Source organism: Echinicola arenosa (assembly GCF_014841125.1).
GTDB lineage: Bacteria > Bacteroidota > Bacteroidia > Cytophagales > Cyclobacteriaceae > Echinicola > Echinicola arenosa.
Map to the genome: position 1 here is coordinate 205613 of NZ_JACYTQ010000005.1, position 16764 is coordinate 222376.

General features: G+C 41.3%; 16 protein-coding genes. 3 read left to right on the forward strand and 13 right to left on the reverse strand.

The features are described from left to right. Positions 1 to 64 precede the first annotated feature (64 nt). From IFO69_RS14970 to IFO69_RS15020, 11 genes are all read right to left on the reverse strand, one after another. A complete protein-coding gene (locus tag IFO69_RS14970) occupies positions 65 to 808 on the reverse strand; it encodes a WecB/TagA/CpsF family glycosyltransferase (protein ID WP_192010937.1) in 744 nt (247 codons plus the stop codon). Positions 809 to 1058: 250 nt separating this feature from the next. Continuing rightward, a complete protein-coding gene (locus IFO69_RS14975; protein WP_192010938.1) occupies positions 1059 to 2285 on the reverse strand; it encodes a glycoside hydrolase family protein in 1227 nt (408 codons plus the stop codon). After that, a complete protein-coding gene (locus IFO69_RS14980) occupies positions 2275 to 3318 on the reverse strand; it encodes a glycosyltransferase family 4 protein (RefSeq protein ID WP_192010939.1) in 1044 nt (347 codons plus the stop codon). Before IFO69_RS14980 ends, IFO69_RS14975 begins: the two co-directional genes overlap by 11 nt. Continuing rightward, positions 3302 to 4375, reverse strand: a complete 1074-nt coding sequence (locus tag IFO69_RS14985; protein WP_192010940.1) for an O-antigen ligase family protein — start codon at positions 4373 to 4375, stop codon at positions 3302 to 3304. Before IFO69_RS14985 ends, IFO69_RS14980 begins: the two co-directional genes overlap by 17 nt. 187 nt (positions 4376 to 4562) lie before the next feature. Then, positions 4563 to 5654: a glycosyltransferase gene (locus tag IFO69_RS14990; protein WP_192010941.1), complete on the reverse strand. Its 1092-nt coding sequence runs from the start codon at positions 5652 to 5654 to the stop codon at positions 4563 to 4565. 63 nt (positions 5655 to 5717) lie between these two features. Further along, positions 5718 to 7205, reverse strand: a complete 1488-nt coding sequence (locus IFO69_RS14995; RefSeq protein WP_192010942.1) for an oligosaccharide flippase family protein — start codon at positions 7203 to 7205, stop codon at positions 5718 to 5720. A gap of 507 nt (positions 7206 to 7712) precedes the next feature. After that, positions 7713 to 10136 carry a GumC family protein gene (locus IFO69_RS15000; protein WP_192010943.1) on the reverse strand — a complete coding sequence of 808 codons (2424 nt, stop codon included), beginning with the start codon at positions 10134 to 10136 and terminating at the stop codon, positions 7713 to 7715. Positions 10137 to 10138: 2 nt separating this feature from the next. Next, a complete protein-coding gene (locus IFO69_RS15005) occupies positions 10139 to 10951 on the reverse strand; it encodes a polysaccharide biosynthesis/export family protein (RefSeq protein WP_192010944.1) in 813 nt (270 codons plus the stop codon). Between the two features lie 560 nt (positions 10952 to 11511). Continuing rightward, positions 11512 to 11745, reverse strand: a complete 234-nt coding sequence (locus tag IFO69_RS15010; protein ID WP_192010945.1) for a hypothetical protein — start codon at positions 11743 to 11745, stop codon at positions 11512 to 11514. Positions 11746 to 11763: 18 nt separating this feature from the next. After that, positions 11764 to 11991 carry a hypothetical protein gene (locus tag IFO69_RS15015; protein ID WP_192010946.1) on the reverse strand — a complete coding sequence of 76 codons (228 nt, stop codon included), beginning with the start codon at positions 11989 to 11991 and terminating at the stop codon, positions 11764 to 11766. 11 nt (positions 11992 to 12002) lie between these two features. Further along, on the reverse strand, positions 12003 to 12749 hold the full coding sequence (locus IFO69_RS15020) for a hypothetical protein (RefSeq protein WP_192010947.1): 747 nt from the start codon (positions 12747 to 12749) through the stop codon (positions 12003 to 12005). Between the two features lie 607 nt (positions 12750 to 13356). On the opposite strand from IFO69_RS15020, the gene IFO69_RS21755 reads away from it, so the two are divergent. Next, on the forward strand, positions 13357 to 13482 hold the full coding sequence (locus IFO69_RS21755; RefSeq protein WP_262891632.1) for a hypothetical protein: 126 nt from the start codon (positions 13357 to 13359) through the stop codon (positions 13480 to 13482). Here the strand turns inward: IFO69_RS21755 and IFO69_RS15025 are convergent. Next, positions 13479 to 13682 (reverse strand): hypothetical protein, encoded by a 204-nt coding sequence (locus IFO69_RS15025; protein ID WP_192010948.1) that lies wholly within the window; start codon positions 13680 to 13682, stop codon positions 13479 to 13481. The two genes, IFO69_RS21755 and IFO69_RS15025, sit on opposite strands and share 4 nt — an antisense overlap. Before the next feature lie 124 nt (positions 13683 to 13806). Beyond that, positions 13807 to 15336: a terpene synthase family protein gene (locus IFO69_RS15030; RefSeq protein ID WP_192010949.1), complete on the reverse strand. Its 1530-nt coding sequence runs from the start codon at positions 15334 to 15336 to the stop codon at positions 13807 to 13809. A gap of 389 nt (positions 15337 to 15725) precedes the next feature. On the opposite strand from IFO69_RS15030, the gene IFO69_RS15035 reads away from it, so the two are divergent. Both IFO69_RS15035 and IFO69_RS15040 read left to right on the forward strand, forming a co-directional pair. After that, positions 15726 to 16034, forward strand: a complete 309-nt coding sequence (locus IFO69_RS15035) for a hypothetical protein (protein ID WP_192010950.1) — start codon at positions 15726 to 15728, stop codon at positions 16032 to 16034. Positions 16035 to 16109: 75 nt separating this feature from the next. Then, complete coding sequence (locus IFO69_RS15040) at positions 16110 to 16559, forward strand: MauE/DoxX family redox-associated membrane protein (RefSeq protein ID WP_225444159.1); 450 nt, start codon at positions 16110 to 16112, stop codon at positions 16557 to 16559. Positions 16560 to 16764: the final 205 nt, after the last annotated feature.

The window sequence follows — 16764 nt, forward strand, 5'->3', positions numbered from 1 at the left end:
CATTAGACTTAAAATCAGCATCATATTGGATAAATGTAGGGCGAATGAGCACAAATCATACTTTTCACCTAACGATAACAAACTTGGGCTTCCCATTTAAATTTTCTTTGTACTTAACCTTTCCGAAAAATAACAAAGGAATAATCTTTACCAAATGAATTTGACGCCTTATGCGTTTAGGCTGACTGATAAGCCTAAAAGCCCATTCCAAATTATTGTCTATCCACCATTTTGGAGCCCTTTTCACCTTCCCTGTATACACATCAAAACTTCCCCCCAAACCAAGGTAAACAGCAGGGTGAATGGATTGTAGAGCTTTCATTAAATTTTCCTGTCTGGGAGAGCCCATGGCTACAAAAATCACATCTGGCTTTTTATTTTTAATGTCATTTTTTAAAGCCCTCACATCATCAGCTTGCATATAACCGTTTCTGTACCCCACAATATTGATCCCATTAAACTCTTTTTTCAAACCTGAAACAGTTTTATTAATAACCTCCTCTTTTGCTCCAATCAAGTAGAAGCTTTTATCTTTATGGTGCCTCTTAATGATATCCAACCACAGCTCCACCCCAGGAATCTTGATGGCTTGAGCAAATCCGTATTTCTTCAGCAAAGCTACCGCGCCAAATCCATCCGGATATCCTATGTTGGAAGACATCAATTGGAGGAAGTCATTATCCGTCATCAATATCTTTTCTGCATTGACAGCTACCAATATTTTTTTCTTCTCAAAAGCTTGCTGGATGACTTCTTCCCGACTTCTGGGTGCAAAGAGTCTCAGCCCATTTATATTAATAAAGTCCATGGTTATGTGGTTTTATTGGAAGGAGAACTAGTGTATTACGATGTTGGTGGTTGATGGTGGCCTATGGCCGATCTACTAAACTGACATATAATTTGTTTGGATATAAAAGTCAACCTGGATTGGCATTTGGCTTTGGAAAGGTCTGGTGTGGTCAGGCCATAATAATAATTAAACCATAATATTATCTAGAGTGATCAATACCATGTAAACCAAAATTATCTACAAGTACGTTCTTTGTTTCAAGCAAGCACTAAGGATTATTGATCTCTAGGATACTTTTTTTGGAGAAAGAATTACTTTCTTTAAGAAAACAACTTAAGGCATTAAACATAAATGCATTGCTCCACCGCATATAGGGTATTTTTGAGCTAACACCTCGCTTCAATTGATAATAAAAATACCCGCTTTTGTCCTGCATATGATCTATAGTCCATTTTGAAACGCTTTCGGCAAGGTTTTGATGAACCTCAAACTTTCCCAGAACATTGAGCGTCACAAAAAGTTGCCCAGGACAGTGGATATCAATGGGATAAGTTTGGTCATGATAATACTTGGGTATTCCTTGCTTTTCAAAGAAATTATGGATGTAAAAATCAAAACCTTTGTCGATGTTTGCTTTGTACTTGGTATCACCTGTAAACTTTTGATAAAACATTAAGGCATCAAGGTTATAACCTGTATGAAAACTATCTATCCAATTCTGAATAGGCAACAAGCCATATACCCAGGACCCATCAGGGTTTTGAGCATCTACGGCGGCTTTAACCACTGATTTGGCCAAAGCAGAATATACTTTATTTCCACTAAAAGCATAACCTAAACTCAGTGTCTTCGCACCCAGTAAGGAAGCATTGAAAACTGTATCATTTCCCTTTCTTGGACTATAGCTTAAGATAATACCACTTTTATAGGGAGTACGATGCAGGTCTTTCATGATAAATTCACATGCTGAAAGTGCATCCTTCAGATATGCTTCTTTCTTTGTGACCTCATAAGCTGCAAATAAAGCTGAAGCACAAAAGGTAGTGACTACCACCGTCGGGGTATGGGCGGGAAATAGAAATAACCGCCTGGCTTGCCAATCAAAATTATAGCCCCAACAAGCTCCTGAGTAGTGTGGTGTCTTAAGCGACAACAACAAGTCCCCCAACTCATGGATCTGATTCAGTATAGCCTTTTCGGATCCAAATTGGACATTTCCGTTTTGGGCTAATTCATAAAGATTGCAATACCCACTCAAGAAAAGGGCTATTCCCTTGGCATTATAACCTTTGGGGACCCTGAGTATTTTTCTAAAATTAATAGGGCTTCGCTTAAAGCCCTGGATCCATGCCAACCGGGCCAAATCCCAATGCCTCAACGGCGTGGCTTGAAATAATTTGGAGTTTAAGCCATCATAGGGATCCCAACCCTTGAATTGCTCCTGCTCACAGTAATTTTTCAAGGAAAGAAAAGCCTGTGTGATATCAATTCCCATCAGCAAAAATTTCCTCCAAATTTTGGGTTACTTTAGACGCCATAAAATGCTTTTTGGCATATTCATGGTTATACTTCCCGATCTCTCTCCCTTGATCCGGGTGCTCTAGGACCCACCTCATTTTGTCTGCATAAATCTCAGGTTCAAAACCCTCTAACAACCATCCCATCCTATCTTCTTCAAAAAAATCCACCAATCCCCCTACTGGTCTGGAAATAACCGGTAAACCAAAAGCCATGGCCTCCAACACTGAAGTAGGCATTCCTTCTCCATGGGAAGGCAATAAATACAGATCTGCTCTCTTAAAAGAAGTGACCAAATCTTCTCCTTCTACATGACCTAGAAAAGTTACGTTTTTAATATTGCGTTCTGCTACGTATTTTTGGGCATGATTGAGTTGGGTACCGCTTCCGGCAATGATAAACTTCGTCTCAGGATGTTTCTCTTGCAATATTTCAAAAGCTCTAATTGCTATAAATATTCCTTTGTACGCTTCAACCCTGGATAAAAACAGAACTGTTGATTTGAATTGTTTTTCCTCAAACTCAAACCCTTCCAAAAGGCTGTCATCTACCTTGGTAGTGGATACATGAATAGGTACTGAAATTCCCCATTTCATCAATGTCTTTTTGAAGCTTGATGAAAGCACGATAATGGCTTTGGCTCTATTAAATGTATTTCTAAAATGGATAGGGGCTTCATCGATTTTCTTTTCCATTTGCTTGTTCCAGCCATGAAAAAACACATAGGTTCTTACCCCAAAGAAAGTACTGATCCTCAAGAATAGTCCATCCCTCAACACGGCCGTATTCCCCAATGAGGGGTTCAGCACCACTACATCATTTTTTCTGATCAGACAGACCCAAAAAAACTTGATGTAGTCAAAGGCCAACGTCAAGACAGCTGGCCATTTATTCCTACGTCCCACATAGTTATAAGTCACTTCCTTTCTCCAGAACTTCCGCAGCCCCTTAAAATGATTAGCTACCCCTCCCACTAATGATAGTGAAGGTGTGTTAATTAAAATTCGCATGTGTGGTTTCCAAATATTTCAAATAATAAGACCGCTTCTCATGCTGATCCATAGCCACATAGGAGATGGAAAGGGCAAACAAATAAAACGCATAAATCATATCGAAGTTTTGAAAGAAACTCATCGCCAAATATGCCCAAAATAAGCCCATTGCTAAATATTTCCCCTCAAAAACAAACAACTTGTTCAGTTTATATACATGAACCAAAAACACCACATAAGCTGCCAAACCAAAAAGTCCATTATTTAAAAGCAGGAGTAGAAAACCATTGTGCGGGATCAATCCCTTTCCCAATTTGGCCTCCATCCTCTTTTTTTCTTCCGTTTGTCCTATCCCGATGATTTTTTCTGAAATGCTCGACTCCCAAAAGATTTCCACGGAATACAGGTAGAGCAAACCTCTTCCACTTCCCAGCTTTTCAAAGGACTCCAATTCAGCCCCATTCACCCTTTTACCCAGCACCCTGTCTACCAATACCTTATTATCCATCACCCAAAATCCAGTAATGGTCAACAGTAAAAAGCTGAGCAGGAATAACTGGACCCGCATCAACTTGTCCCGCCAGATAAAATAAGAAACCATGGGAATAGCCCCTACCACAACCATCACCAAGCCCGTACGCACATAAGTGTGGATTAAAAAGTACAGCCCCAAAAGGAGTAGCACGGTGAGATAAAATCGATTATATGCATGGGAGCACCAAAAAAACAAGATGGTCAGCATGGCTCCTGCAAGTGCTGTAGATGCCGAATGGACGGTTTGGAACGGCCCAATAAGCCCGGTAAATTCCTCTCCAAATCCACTCAGATCAAATCCACTTTCAATACTTTTTAAAAGCCCTATTTCATAAGGAACAAAACTTAAAATCAAAAAAGAGGATAAAAACAGCAAACCCGACCTAATCTCATCCGATGAAAACCTCAATACATAAATCCCGAATAAAGGCAATATCAATGTAGTGCTGAACAAGAGCACTGCATTAAATGGATTGTTAATAAGTTCAAGGTTAAAAACCTGGAGCAAGGAAACCACTAGCAATGGCTTATAGATAAACACAAATAAACTTTTGTTCCTTAAAAAACTAACCATAAGGAAAACCAATAGCCCACCTTTCCATAAATGAGAAATTTTTATACGCCATAATTCCAATGACTCAAAGTGAAAGAGGAAAAGCAATAGCAATCCCAAGAAGAGGTATTTTATAAAGGAGACCGTATTTTTTGCTTGTGCGTAATGCATCCCGCTATATTAAATCCAAAAATTGCTGGGCTACTTTTTCAATGTGATACTCCTCCACATTTTCCACCCTATATTGGCTTTCATATTTCCCATCGAGAAAATCTATTACCAACTGAGGATTGAAATCATTGCTCCTTAGCGATAAAATAGGCCTTTTTAATAAAGCATAATCAATCAGCTTGCTGGGCTTTTGAAAGCTATTTCCATTTTCAAAATTGACTAAAAAATCCATTTGGCCCAGTTCGCTTAGCAGTTGGTTTCTTGGCACAAAGGCCCTCAACTCTAATTTGGCCCCAAGCTTCTTTTCGTAATCCAATAGAAACTTTTCGTTCTTGGTGTAGATAATAAATTTAAACGCTGCCTTTTGGCGATGTAAAAATTCCAGTAGTTTCCGAGGATCCCTCAATCCCGGGCTCAGGTTACCTGCATAGGCAAATGTTGGAACGGGATTTTGTGGCTCCTCATGATTTTGGGGTACATCATCGAAATCAAAACCCTGCGGAATGACCCTGATTTTATTTTCAAACTTTTTAGGATAGGCTTGCTTTGCTTCAGGGACGGGAACCGTGATATAGTCCGGTTTACCACAAAACCACTCCTCGATATACCTGAAGTAAAATGGTGGCTCAAGCCTTCCCAAACTATTTTTTAAAAAAGGGTCACCGCAGTCAGCTACCCAAACCTTTGCCATATGTCGATTTTTTGAAATCGCCTTGGCCACTCCAAAGTGTACCGGGTAGGGATAGGCAATGGACAACAACAGGTCATGGCCCTTTTCTTTTTCCAAAGCATTCCTAAAATTTTCCATCAACAAAATATGGGGATAAAGAAAAAAATACTCCAGCCCAAACCTAATCATAGCTTTGACTTTGTTTCCCTGTATCAAGGAAGGCGTTGGTTTTACCCTTGCCTTGACCATAAAGCCATATTTGCTTTCCAGGTTTCGATAGCAATAATTCCTCTCAGGGATCAACACTTCCACATGATGACCGCGACGGGAAAATTCCTTAGCAAGCTCAAAAGCCCTGAAAGCTCTTGGAGTGATGTCCGGATAAAAAAACTTGGTAGCAATCAGTATATTCTTCTTCGATTCCAAATCGCTATTTGTTTATTAAATTGGTCATCCCCTCCTCAAAAGAAGCCATTTCAGATATAGACCTCAAGAATGAACCGCCTTATTGGTAAATACCCCTTTTAAAATCATGGCATAATCGATTTTTAGTAGTTTCCCCAAAACATAAATCAGCATAAAATACAAGCCCGAAGACAACAAAAGTTGAAGGAATACATCTGCACCAGTATACAAGTAATGCGCCATAAACATGGACACGATAATCGCTGAAACAGATAGCAATATTACTTTCACAATCCCTACAAAAGGAATAAAATCAATCACCCTCACCTGGAGAAGTCTTGCGGCTAAGTGGATAAAAACAGTAATTTTAAGTGCATTCCAAAAGACACTGTTTAGTGCCACCCCATACGGATTGTCAAAGACCACCGTAACCACATACCCTGTTGACCATACCCCCATAGCCATAAAGAAATGTACGATAGCATATAGGCTGGTCTTTCCAGCAGCAAAAAACAAAGGCGCAAACACCACGATATTAAAAAGATTGGAAATGATGCTAATCATAAAATAAAGCCCTGAATTGGAATATGCATTAGTGAATACAAACACCATGATTTCAGTAGCATGACAAAAGCAAAAAACCACCAATGGGTAGATCAACATGGCCGATTTGTAAATTGCGCTTTTCCATATGGGAAGTAATTGGACCTCGGGTCTCGATTTTTCATGGAATATTTTAGAAAACAATGGCAATACAACCAAGGATACGCTTGATGTAATCATGGGGACAAAGGGAATATCCACAAAACCATTGGAATACTCTGCAAAAACTTCCTGCCCAAAGTACCTGCTGATATAAAATTGGTCAGCTGCTTTAATCCCCATGGCCCAAATACTGGAGAGCACTATTGGAAGGCTATATCCTAAAATCTCCTTGTACTTTAAGCCTGTCTTGGCCTGTTCAATATCGAGAAATGGTATGCGCTTAAAATAGAATGCCCACAAACAAGTAAATACAGCGCCTACCAACCAACCATACAGTGCATTTTCGACCGTGGCACCAAAAACCATTACACTGCAGACAATGAGGAATAACGTAACAAACCTTGTAATAGTAGTATAAAGCGCAATGTATTTATTTAATTGATAAGAAGATAGTATCCCTTCAATCCCCAAAGTAGGCAGCAATAGAAAAGGAATAGGAGAAAACAATCTTAAACTAGCTGCCAATGCCTCATTTTGAAGCCAGGAAGCAAACAAGTCAGCCCCCACATATATAAAAGCACTGAACACCAGCCCTATGCTTGAAAGCAAAAGAGTTACTTTCATGACAATCGACTTCCCCTCTGCTTTTTGGTACCGGGGAAGGAAATAAGGGTAAACCCTTGGTAAGCCAGCACTAAATACGATCAAAAGCATACTGTATATATAGACAATCTGCTTGTAGGTACCATATGCAGGCTTGTCCAAATACCGGGAAAGCAGGGCAGCGCTGATAATTCCGAATGAAAATGAACTAAAAGTGCCCAATCCTGCCCAAAATGCCTCTTTGATATTGTTCCCCCCTTTCAACTCCTTCGTGGGTCTGTTCTAATCTTCATGATATATAAAATGGATCACATGCAAAAGAAAACACAGCTTCGCCACGTCAGGCCCATTTGCACCGTATTTTGATTATTCAATTGAGAAAACCTTAGCCAAGATCATTAACTCTTACCCTAAAAGCATTCAGTCAAACCTCATTACTTTATTTGCAAATGGCCTTTGTTGGATTGCTTAGCCCTTGGATACAGCTGTTGAATAAAAGTACCGCTATATGATTTTCCCAATTATAAAAACGCATTTAAAATCTAATTTAATGTTTTTTTTAATAAAACCATGCACCTTGGCTTGTTTCATGAAAAATTTACATCCGCCTATAATTCATTACTCCATTATAGTAAAATTTACATTTTTCAACACTTTTTTATTACCTATAAGGGACTGATTTAAAAAGTCTATTTCAAAAATTGACAAAAAAAACACTGCCCTTCTTGTCAGGGCAGTGTTTTTTTTGGTCCTATTCATTGCGTGAATCACTTACCTTCTGTCAAAAATCCTTTTCCACCAAGGCATGCCTTCTTCCTCATGGTAACCGCCATAGCCACCATAATCATAGCCATAACCATAGCCATACCGGGTGCTCCTGATGTGGATATCATTTAGTAAGCCATATAATTTCTTGACACCGCCTCTCTCATGAAGGTCATTTAACAACTCGACATTTTCTTTTCGGGAGTATTCCTGTCTGAACACAAAGATATTAATGTCGGCATAGCGGAAAAGCTCTTTAGTCTCCGAAACCAAGCCCACCGGAGGGCAGTCCATGATCACCACTTCATACTTTTCCTTGATTTCCTGCATGATCTCATTGAATTTTTCTTGAAGCAAAATTTCAGCAGGATTAGGAGGAATCGGCCCAGATAGCAAGACGTCCAAATGAGCGGTCGAAGTGGACTGAACAACCTTTTGCCAAGGAATATCTGCACTCAAACAGGTACTGATTCCACGGTCATTGTTCAATTTAAAATCTGCCGCAATTTTTGGTTTTCGCAAATCGAGTCCCATGAGCAGTGTTTTTTTACCTTTTAGCGCAAATGCAGAAGCTGTATTGACCGCACAAAAGGTTTTACCCTCCCCCGAAATGGTAGAGGTAAATAAAATGGTCATGTACTTTTTATTGGGACTCAGGTAAGTCATGTCCGCCCGTAGGCTCCGGAAGGATTCGGTCACTGGTGACTTGGGCTTATCCAACACTGGATTGGAATACCCATACTTCGCCCGGCCTATTTTGGCCACTACTGGCACCTTGGAGAGCTTTTCCAATTCCTTGACATCCTCAATTTTGACATTGAAAAAGTCCTTGGTATAAATAAAAGCCACCGGAATCATAAAACCCAACAACAAGCCCAAAAGAAAATTCACCTTGGTCTTGGGAGATACGGGAAAATCCCCTGCTTTGGCCCAGTCCAACACCGAGTTTTTTGGTGCATTGGAGGCCCGGGTAATTTCCGCTTCTGCCCGCTTTTCCAATAGGTACACATAGATATTTTCATTGATGTTAAACTTCCGCTGAATTCCCAAAAGCCTTCTTTCCGTCTCTGGCAAAGTGTTGATCTCTTGGTCTATCTGGCGAATATTGCCCTTAATCTCACTGATCAGGGTCTGGGTATTGGCAATGGCGGAATTGACGTTCTCCCGCAAAGCCTTTTTGGTATTTGCAATCTTATTTTTGATTTCCCTGACCGCAGGTGCCTGTTCTGAAAAGTTGGCTGACAACCTCACCTGCTCTGACTGCAACTCTCCAAGGTTCATCACCAAAGAATTCAACAAGGGGTCCGAGATCCCCACCACGGAAGGAACCACCAAATCCTCTGCACTGTTGTTGTTCAGGTAATTTTGTAGGGTTTGGTAATATTTTAGGTTGATCTCTGTTTGTGACTTTTCAGTCTCCAGTTCCTGCATCCTTTCAAAGATCAGATTACCCTCCTCACTTAGGTTAAACACCTTATTTTGGGTCCTGTATTGCTCCAACCTGTCCTCAAAGAAGGTCAAGGAGTCCGTGATACCGCTCAGCTGATTTTCAATGAAACGTACTGTGTTGTCCGAAGTCCTGTTCTTTTCTTCCAATTCCCGCTTCAGGTAAACCTCCATCAGCTTGTTCAAATAGTCTTCTCCCAACCTTCTTACTGGAGTCTCCAATGTAAGGCTGAGGATCGATGCTTCTTCATTGATTGGTGCTACAGCAAGTTCTGCCTTATATTTTTTGGCCAGGGAAGGGGTATCCTGCAGCTGAAAGTAAAAATCTTCCCCTGCCACGGCCGCTATGTTCTTGATCCTAAATTTAAAATTACTTCCTTCAACCCATTGGCCAAATGAATATGTTCCCTCCTTCAAGCCCACAATTTCCAAGTCTGTTTTATAAAAGGGGTCATTTGGATTATACACTTGAAAGTCTTCCTCATTGATGGACAAGTCAAAAGAATTTTCATCCTTTGCCACTACTTTGATCATCCCACCCACCATTTGTGGGTGTTGCCAATCCACTTCCACCAGGAGGGACTCCCCTCCGTAATGCCTGACCAAGCCCAAAACACCTTCCTGGTATGTTTGTACATTGATATCCAGTCCTGCCACGGCCTCTTCTGCCAATGAGTAGGATTTTAAAATCCCAATTTCATTTTCGATGTTACTGCTGGGTTTTAGAAAACCAGAAGTTTCAAAAAGCTCTGACCCCACACTGTGGTCCGCCTCCTTGACCAAAACCGTAGACTCCACCGACCAGGTGGGCGTGCTGTAGCGATTGACCATAAAAGCAGCCACCACACCCAAAAGCATACACAAAACAATCCAGGGCCAAGACTTCAGGTATCTAAAAATACTGTTTTTTACATCAAAATTTCTGTCTTGGTTAAACTGAAAAACCGGAGGTGGTAAGGGTTGGTTTGGAGAAGGGTTACTCATGCTTAGTTAATTAAATTAAGGACCAGGGCAACAGCTGTGATAGAAGAAATGATCAATGCCAGAGATTGTGCCGTATTTTCTCCTGCCCCAAGCTCCCGCACCTTCATCGGCTCAGCATACAATTGATCATTGGGCTGTATAAAGTAATAAGGAGATTGGATAATGCTCCGATCGGTCAGGTCGATTGTGTGGAGCTTGGTACCATCCGGGTATTGCCGAATCAGCAATACCTCATCCCGCTTGGCCACCACGGTCATATCCCCGGCATTGGCGATCGCCTCAAAAATGGTCATCCTGTCCTGCAAAATCACGTACTTTCCTGGCTTCCGAAACTCCCCGAAGGCCGTATACCGGATCCCACCGAGCTTCACCCGTACATAAAGTTCTGTTGTCACATATTTTCTCAGTGCCTCCTCAATAGAAAGTCTTGCCTCTTCCAATGTCATGTCCCGCACAAAAATCCTTCCCGCCAGAGGAATACGGATATAGCCCTCCTTGTCCACTGTGTATCCGGTCATATAATATATATCTCCGCCACCTTGCCCCATTCCCATCCGGTTATTTTGACCAGGATCCTCTCTGAAGTTAAAGCCTTCTCTGATCATGTCCTCCGCTGTCAGTGCCTTGACATCAATGATGTCATTATACTGCAGACGATACTCAGCCAGATCATATGAAACCAAGCTATCCTCCGGAATAGATTGATCCTCGTCCTGGAGGTAGATGATTTTTTTATTGGAAATACAGGAGCTAAAGGAAAGGATAAAAACCACTGTAAGCCACACCAAAAAATACCGATTGAGCGATTGCACCATTTTGTTTTCTAAAGGGTTTAATGATATGTAAATATATAAAAGTTGCTTACATCTGGAACTTTGCACACCCAAAATATAGAAAAACCCTTTGTACTCATGATGGAAAGCCATAAGGTTTTTTTCAATCCATTGCTACACTCCCTCCTATAGGGAGTATCAATACCTCTCTTCAATAACTGATTGGGTTTGGTGAAGATTGTCAACAGATGAATAGGATGAACACAGATGCAAGGTGCTGGAAGTGGGAAGTACGAGGTGGGAAGAGGAAAGTATGAAGGGGGATGACAGTGCTAATTGGAAGACTTATATGCAAGTTGGCTGGACAACCAATGAATAAAAATAGCTGAGTCAGAGACTCAATTTTCATCGTCCCGTCCGCCACGGCGGGATCGGGACAACGGAGGGAAGAGGGAAGGGAAGTGGGAATACGAGGAGAGAGGTTGAGTGCTGGATATGAGGTGATAGACTTTGCCGCTAGGCTTGGAGTAGACGTAGCTACCTCTGTTCGGAATGGTATTCACAAATAAAAACCACCCTGCGCTGACACAGGGTGGTTGGAATTAGCTTTCTGACCGACCATCCGGAGGACCATCTATGGCCAGTTGGCTGATACTTATCAGCAGGATACCTGCCAACAAGACCTTTTCCAATATTTGCATCCCATCGGGACTGAAGGGAATTTCCAGTCCCCAGGTTGTGATGACTGTAGCCACCAAAGCTGCTCCCAACTCTCTTAGCCTTTTGAAAAAAGGGGGTGTTGGAGAGGTCAATCGTTTTATGATTTCGTTTTTCATTATGCTTCCATTTATATTCTAAGAATAATTTCCAGAACCTGATTTCAAAAGTCCATTTCCATGCCCCAAAAGCCTTCGGATAATAGACAAGTCCACCTTGATCAAGCGCAATTCGGTCTTTTGATCTCCCATTTCCACCTGCAACTTTCTGAAATCTCTGAAGATATCATGCATAAAATAGGCGATAAGGGTGAGGAGGACTGAAAACAGTCCTCCAACTCCCAATAGAATCCATTGGTTTTCCATTTTGATTGGAATTAAACGGATTCCACCAATAGCACCGCCGCTGCATTATGCGCCCCATTGTTCATGGCATACTCTTGCCCATTGACTTCTTGGACAAACTCAACGCCCAATACATAAGCTTTAAAAGGTTCCACCAAACTGCTTTTGTCCAGGGTCAGTGCCAATCCTGTGACAGCATCCCCTATAGGCAATAGCCCTGAGTTACTGCTGATACTGGTTCTTGCCTTATTGGTGAAGTCAACGGATACACCCACCGCAAACACCCTAAAATGGGTACTCCCTTCTGGAATGGCCACATAGTCTCTAGGCATAAAATCTGCTAAGGAAATTTCCAAAGCGCTGGCCGAATCGGTCAGGCCAATCTGCATGGCCAAAGTAGACTCCAGCCTGGCTTGGGCATTGAGTTCCAAATAGGCCATCTGGTTCCAATCTCCCTCATGGACTTGTCGATCTCCCCGACTATTTACAGGGTCGGTTTTTAGGATAGAAAGCATTTTGCTGTAGACGCGATTGTAAAACCTCGGATCGCTGCTTTTCAGCAAAGCTTCCCGCATGCTGTCCCGAAACAGTTTGGCTCCATCAGCAGCGGTGGAAAACTCCCGAAGGTTCTCCCGGGTACGGGCATACTTCGGATCGGTCATCACCCGGGATTTGCTTACCCCGCCTTTTGCGCGTGCAAAATAACCGTTTTTCGTCTTGTAAAAGGACAGTCCTCCCACTGTCCCATTCAAGGTAATGATACTGGTTTGTTGTGCCATAATTTTTATGGTTTTAAGTTAAACATACCCTATATTCAACCTTTCAACCCCATAAATCAAACATAGATGCGTTTCCTGCGCATTGAGACAATATTTGCCTTTTTGGCGGCAAAAATGGAATCCCAAGTCATTCAAAAAGCAGCATTGGCCTGTAAAAACGATCGAAAAAATTGAGGGTTAAGAAGCAGTTCCGCTATACCAGTCTTGGGGATACCTTGGGGTCTAGTAGTATATACGTTCCCTTTTGGTTACCATCCTATATTTCATGGTACTTTTCCAATAAAGAAAGTATATAAAATTGAAGTAAAAATATTTTGAAGTTTTTTAAACAAAAAAAAGTTGTTTTTCATGTAAAATCACTTTCGTATAGTATTTAATGGGGATCCCCATTGTCGAAATGACATGGATAAGCAGCTCCAACACCTATTGATAAAGAAATATAGAAGCCTTCAGCATTAGGCTTTAAACTTTCTGCTTTTGACTTTAAGCTATAGGCTTTAGACACAACGTAATAAATAACCATTTGATATTTAACTAGTTAACCGTGATAGGATGTTAGGTATTTCAACGGAACTTATTTGCAGATAAAGGTTACAATTGTAGAAAAATGAAAACAAAGCAGCACAGCCTCAACTTCAGTGATCCCGTAGTACAACTGCTAGGACAAGCTAGCCTTCAGCCTCAGGCATTTGACTTTTGGCTTTTGGCTTTAAACCTTCAGCCCTTCTCCTAGTCATCAATAAACTGCATGACCAATTCCAGGGGAATGCCACTAAAGTCAGAAAATTCATGGACGGTCACATATTGGTCGGAGCGCTTTTGAAGTAATCGTTTGATCTTGGCCACCACATCCTGCGCATGTCTGGCACTCCTGCCGGTAATCAGCTGGATATCCTTGGGATAGATTACACATCGCTTTTTTCTGTGGTACATTTTCTAAAAAATAAGGACTAATTAAGCATTCATTTTTTTTGCGCCGTCAGCACATTCCTATCCAACCACCTTTTTATTCTGGGGTTTGGCTATTGGATTTTCATTATCCCCTCTTTATCAATTTTCATTTCCTTTCTTTGATCAATACCGTCAAATACCATTTCGCCCATCCGTTTACCTGACGCTCTATTAGACGAATGAAAAACAGTCCATTTCGGAGGTCAGCCCCTTGCCATTGAAACGCATGTTTCAAGGATCGCATTTCGCTGACCTTGCTCCAATAGGCCTGCTTGAGTTCTTCTACAATTTCCGCTTTGGGAACACCCTTCAATCTAGCGGTTAAATTAACCAGGTTATGGGGAAGCTGATCAAAGTCTTCCGTTTCCAATACAAGTATCTCATTACCTGTTAAAATCAAGTCTGCAGCAAGTCTTATGAATTGATCAATCGAGGGATGGAATGGGGCCAGCTGCTCCCATTTCTCCCGATGGACCCATTTGAGAAGCACCAAGGTCAATAATCCCTCTGAAAAATCATGGCGTCTTTTTTCAAAGTCCAACAAATCCAGGGCTGATTCCATGTGATGACTATGGTATTTCCATTCCCTTTCTTTTAGATAGGCTAACATCAACACTTCCCATGCATGGACTTCATCCGGCTTCATGATACGGTCAAGTTCTTCTCTCAAATCCTTTATTGCGGCAAAGTAAGCCATCAACCTGGGATTAGGAGCCAGGTACCTTTTAGCAGCCAAAACACGCTTAAAGACTTCAGTAATATATTTCCAGTAGAGCCTTCCCTCACCTTCCGGAATATGGTACATGTAAATATCGATGGAAGTCAATAAGGTCATCAGCTTGGCAGACCATTTTACCCTCTCCAAATCCCCCGAACTGAAAATATGGCACACCAAAAAACCCAGGTTCATTTTCTCAAAAACCCTGACACAATGTGTGTCTGCCAATAAAGGATAAAAAGTACTCCAAAAACAAATGGTTTGCTTTATCTCGGGCATATGAGGATGGTGGGACAGCTCTGCCTCTACTTTAAATGGTGCTGAAATCGCATTTGCCTGCTTCTCCTTTTCCCTAATGTGAATATCAAACCGGGTAATAGTCCTGGAGGATTTACCGACCAGCTCTGCAAATCTTGTTTGATTCAACCGCTGCTCCAGATCGGGATACTGTTTCCGGATCAATGGAACGGACTGGGTATAATGCATGCCGGAGACCCTGTTCCAGAAAGCATCGGTTTTTCCTGATTTTCCGTATAGTATGGTTGACAAAACCCTAAAATCAGGCATCTCTTGAAGCACCCTCGCTTCCACATCCTTATCCATGCACGCGACAAGGGAATGCTCCATCAGCTCTAAGCCGTACGGGCTCTTTTGCCCCCGTCCGTCGCCATATCCGTCCAATACTAACTGGTTCTCATAAAACACTTTTTTAAGTTTGCCATGCAACGTGAGCCCCACCAGGCCCTCCATGATAAAATAGATTTTTCGGTCCACTTCACCTGCTCCCCTGATCAATTCCTTCTTGCGGTATTGGCGAAAAGAGATCTGTTTCTCCAAAAGTAAATAACGCTCCCAGGGAATCCATTGATCTTGATCCAATACATTTTTTAAAGTTCGTAAACGGTCTAACTTCTCCATAAAAAAACAATTACATTCCAAACAATCATAAAATACCAGCATCATTTACCACCACTCCTAAAATCTGATGAATCACTTTGGTTTACCAAAAAAACATGGTTGGCTTGGCTGATAAAAAGCTTCCTTGCTGACTAAAACTACTGTTTAACCTTAAATAAAGTCAAGTTTTTAGTGAAAAATTTAAGAAATAACCATCCAAATTAGGACAATGTCAATATTACTTGTTGACATTTAACAATATCAACAACAATTAATTGATTTTTAAATACTTACCCATTTAACTTTATACCATGATCAGAATGACCACGAGCATAAACCAGCTTTGATTCCTTTGGGGCAGAGACGAAAAGGACTCCAAAGAGATGTAGTTTAACCTGGATAACAATTAGATGAATCATATTAACCCCTATCCAAATTACAAGCCCTATACTACTTGGATTCACCAAGCTGTGGTGACTCTTTTCGTCCTAGTTTGGACTTATACTGGTTTGGAGAAGCTGATGGATTATGATGGTTTCAGGCAATTGATAATGTACCAGGTCATCACTAATCAAAGAGAATGCACCTTACTTTTTGTCATAGACACAAAAAGTAACAAAAAAGCCAAGCCAAAAATAAAGCTCCCCCCTATTACCCAACGACGGCTCGCATTTTTGGCAGCCTCCGCTCATTGGGAATTTATGAATACACGTTTTTGATGCTGGATAAAAGACAAAACTATAGTGAAAATTAAAGATACACGAAAGAGGAGAAACTTTAGATACGGATGAAATATGAAGGAGCATATCAACCAATTTGGTCTTAAATGGAGAATAACAAAATTGATTCAGCATGGGATTGTCATTGCTTTTCTTGTGCTTTGGACTTATACGGGTTTGGAGAAGCTAATGGATTATGATGGGTTCAGACAATCCATCATGAACCAGGTGTTTCCTGAGGCTTGGGCGGAGATGATGCCTCCACTCTTGATTTCTGTGGAATTGCTGCTTGCCATCATGCTGCTCATGCCTGCAACCAGAAAACCTGGGCTATTGCTTTCGCTCTTATTGATGACGGTGTTTAGCACTTATATAGGTTTGGTATGGATGGGGGCTTTTCCGAGGGTTCCCTGTTCTTGTGCAGGTTTTTTGGAGGCCATGTCCTGGGAAGGGCATTTGGTGTTTAATGGGGTGTTTATGGTATTGGGGGGATATGGAGTATTGAGATTTGAGTCTTGTGTATGAAATACTGTAAAATGGTTGAGTCAGAGACTCAATTTTAATCGTCCCGCAGCTCAGCTAACGGGACAACGGAGAATGAAAATAGCTGAGTCAAAGACTAAATTTTCATCGTCCCGTCCGCCACGATGGGATCGGGACAACGGAGGGAGAAATAGTTTTGCTACTTAGCCACTTACCCCGAAGGGGTAAAATATACGTAGACCAAATC

Bases quoted from the DNA above. Each gene is read 5' to 3' on its own strand.
- IFO69_RS14970 (WP_192010937.1), bottom strand. From the start codon at position 808: ATGGACTTTATTAATATAAATGGGCTGAGACTCTTTGCACCCAGAAGT.
- IFO69_RS14975 (WP_192010938.1), bottom strand. From the start codon at position 2,285: ATGGGAATTGATATCACACAGGCTTTTCTTTCCTTGAAAAATTACTGT.
- IFO69_RS14980 (WP_192010939.1), bottom strand. From the start codon at position 3,318: ATGCGAATTTTAATTAACACACCTTCACTATCATTAGTGGGAGGGGTA.
- IFO69_RS15000 (WP_192010943.1), bottom strand. From the start codon at position 10,136: ATGAGTAACCCTTCTCCAAACCAACCCTTACCACCTCCGGTTTTTCAG.
- IFO69_RS15005 (WP_192010944.1), bottom strand. From the start codon at position 10,951: ATGGTGCAATCGCTCAATCGGTATTTTTTGGTGTGGCTTACAGTGGTT.
- IFO69_RS15010 (WP_192010945.1), bottom strand. From the start codon at position 11,745: ATGAAAAACGAAATCATAAAACGATTGACCTCTCCAACACCCCCTTTT.
- IFO69_RS15015 (WP_192010946.1), bottom strand. From the start codon at position 11,991: ATGGAAAACCAATGGATTCTATTGGGAGTTGGAGGACTGTTTTCAGTC.
- IFO69_RS15020 (WP_192010947.1), bottom strand. From the start codon at position 12,749: ATGGCACAACAAACCAGTATCATTACCTTGAATGGGACAGTGGGAGGA.
- IFO69_RS21755 (WP_262891632.1), top strand. From the start codon at position 13,357: ATGAAAACAAAGCAGCACAGCCTCAACTTCAGTGATCCCGTAGTACAA.
- IFO69_RS15025 (WP_192010948.1), bottom strand. From the start codon at position 13,682: ATGTACCACAGAAAAAAGCGATGTGTAATCTATCCCAAGGATATCCAG.
- IFO69_RS15030 (WP_192010949.1), bottom strand. From the start codon at position 15,336: ATGGAGAAGTTAGACCGTTTACGAACTTTAAAAAATGTATTGGATCAA.
- IFO69_RS15035 (WP_192010950.1), top strand. From the start codon at position 15,726: ATGAATCATATTAACCCCTATCCAAATTACAAGCCCTATACTACTTGG.
- IFO69_RS15040 (WP_225444159.1), top strand. From the start codon at position 16,110: ATGAAGGAGCATATCAACCAATTTGGTCTTAAATGGAGAATAACAAAA.